This window comes from Ensifer sp. LC11 (assembly GCF_001695835.1).
Lineage (GTDB): Bacteria > Pseudomonadota > Alphaproteobacteria > Rhizobiales > Rhizobiaceae > Ensifer.
Genome location: NZ_MBSO01000053.1, coordinates 1 through 3,101 on the forward strand (window position 1 = coordinate 1; position 3,101 = coordinate 3,101).

Here is a 3,101-nt window from a genome sequence, read left to right on the forward strand (position 1 = left end):
ACGGAGATCACCGACAAGGCGGCTGACGAGAATACGGTGACGCACGCCCAGGGCGGCGCTGTTGCCTTTGCCGACGTCGATACGCTCGACACCCACAGCGCCAGCTTCACGGCCGGTGGTAATGGTTATCTCGGTACCTTCTCGCTCGACCCGCTCGATCAGGCGGGCGACAAGGTCGGCTGGAGCTTCCAGGTTGCCGACAGCGTGCTGGACTCGCTGCAGGCGGGCCAGATCCTGACGCAGACCTATGACGTGACCGTCGATGACGGCCAAGGCGGCACGGCGACGCAGACGGTGACGATCACGATCACCGGCACCAACGATGCGCCGATCATCACCTCCGGTCGGCAGGTCGGTGGCGTGTTGGAACGCTTTGACGGTACTGCGGGCGAGAACGCGGTGACGCACACCGAGAGCGGCGCGGTGACCTTTGCCGACGTCGACACGCTGGACACCCACAGCGCCAGCTTCATGGCAGGCGGCAGCGGTTATCTCGGTACCTTCTCGCTCGACCCGGTGAACCAGGCAACCGACAGGATCGGCTGGAACTTCCAGGTTGCCGACGGCGTACTGGACTCGCTGCAGGCCGGCCAGATCCTGGTACAGACGTACGACGTGACCGTCGATGACGGTAAAGGCGGTACGGCCACCCAGACGGTCAGGATCGTAATCCTCGGGACGAATGATGCACCGGTGATCACCTCGGGCGTGCAGAGTGCTTCGGTGACGGAGCGCGCTGATAACGCAACAGGCGAAAATGTGGTCGTCCATGCGCAAGGGGGGGCAGTGACGTTTGCCGACGTCGATACATTGGACACCCACAGCGCCGGCTTCTTGCCGCATGGCGGCGGTTATCTTGGTACCTTCTCGCTGGATGCGGTCAACCAGGCAACCGATACAATTGGCTGGAGCTTCAAGGTTGCCGATGGCGTGCTGGACTCGCTGCAGGCCGGTCAGACGCTGACGCAGAAGTACACCGTGTTCGTCAATGACGGTCATGGCGGCCTCGCGGCACAGACCGTTACGGTTGCGATTACCGGCACCAACGATGCCCCCGTGATCACCTCTGGTACACAGAGCGCTGTGGTGACCGAGCGTGGCGACGGTGCGACCGGCGAGAACTCAGTGTTGCATGTTCGGGACGGCAAGGTGGCCTTTGCCGACGTCGATACACTCGACACCCACAGCGCCAGCTTCAAGGCGAACGGCAACGGTTATCTCGGCACCTTCGCGCTCAACCCGGTGAACCAGGTGGGCAATTCGGTCGGCTGGAGCTTCAAGGTTGCCGACGGCGTCATAGACTCGCTGCAGGCCGGTCAGACGCTGACACAGACCTATGACGTGACCATCAACGACGGTCATGGCGGCACGGCGACGCAGACGGTGACGATCACGATCACCGGCACCAACGATGCCCCCATCATCACTTCGGGCACGCAGAGTGGTGCAGTGACGGAGCGTGCTGACGGCGCGACTGGCGAAAATGATGTCGTTCATGTCCAGGGCGGCGCCGTTGCCTTTACCGACGTCGACACGCTCGACACCCACACTGCCAGCTTCACAGCGCAGGGCAGCGGCTATCTTGGCGCCTTCTCGCTCGGCTCGCTGAACCAAGCGACGGACAAGGTCGGCTGGACCTTCAAGGTGGCTGACGGCGTGCTCGACTCGCTGCAAGCCGGCCAGACCTTGACGCAGAAGTACGACGTGACCGTCAATGATGGCCACGGCGGCACGGCGACACAGACCGTGACGATCACAATCACCGGCACCAATGATGCACCGGTGATCACCTCCGGTTGGCAGGTTGGCGGCGTGATGGAACGCCTTGACGGTGCTCCGGGCGAGAATGCTGTAACGCATACGAAGAACGGCACGATTGCCTTTGCTGACGTCGACACGCTGGATATGCACAGCGCCAGCTTCACGGCGGGTGGCAGCGGCTATCTCGGTACCTTCTCGCTCGGCGCGCTCAATCAGGCCACCGACAAGGTTGGCTGGAACTTCCAGGTGGCCGACAGCGTGCTGGATTCGCTACAGGCCGGCCAGGTTCTGGTGCAGACGTACGACGTGACTGTCGATGACGGCCATGGCGGCACGGCGGCGCAAACGGTGACGATCGCAATCCTCGGAACGAACGACGCACCTGTGATCACCTCGGGTGTGCAGAGCGGCGCGGTGACGGAGCGCGCTGACGGCGCGACTGGCGAAAATGCGATCGTGCATGTTCAGGGCGGCGCGGTAACCTTTGCCGACGTCGATACACTCGACACCCACAGCGCCAGCTTCTGGCCGCAGGGCGGCGGTTATCTCGGCACCTTCTCGCTGGACGCAGTGAATCAGGCAACTGACACGATTGGCTGGAACTTCAAGGTTGCCGACGGCGTGCTGGACTCGCTGCAGGCCGGTCAGACGCTGACGCAGAAGTACACCGTGCTTGTCAATGACGGCCATAGCGGCTTCGCGACGCAGACGGTGACGATCATGATCACCGGGACGAATGATGCACCGGTGATCACCTCCGGTACACAGAGCGCAGCGGTGACGGAACGTGCTGACGGTGCGGTTGGCGAGAATGCAGTGGTGCACGTTCATGGCGGCGCGGTAACCTTTGCCGACGTCGATACACTCGACACCCACAGCGCCAGCTTCGCAGCGCAAGGCGGCGGCTATCTCGGTACGTTCGCGCTCACCGCTGTGAACCAGGTGGGCAATTCGGTCGGCTGGAGCTTCAAGGTTGCCGACGGCGTGCTCGACTCGCTGCAGGCAGGTCAGTCGCTGACGCAGAAGTACAATGTAATCATCAACGATGGCCATGGGGGCACCGCGACCCAAACGGTAACCGTGGTGATCACTGGCACGAACGACGCCCCGTTGATCACCTCGGGCACGCAGAGCGGTGCGGTGACGGAGATCGCCGATAACTCGGGTGGCGAAAATGCCACGACGCACGCACAGGGCGGCACGGTGGCGTTCGCCGATGTGGATACGCTCGACACCCACAGCGCCAGCTTCACGGCCGGTGGCAGCGGTTATCTCGGTACCTTCGCGCTCGATCCGGTGAACCAGGTGGGCAATTCGGTTGGCTGGAGCTTCCAGGTTGC

At 63.0% G+C, this 3,101-nt stretch carries 1 protein-coding gene; it reads left to right on the forward strand.

What is annotated here, in order from left to right:
• A partial coding sequence (locus BBX50_RS25550; protein ID WP_202619046.1) for a VCBS domain-containing protein occupies nucleotides 1-3,101 on the forward strand: 3,101 nt, incomplete at both ends.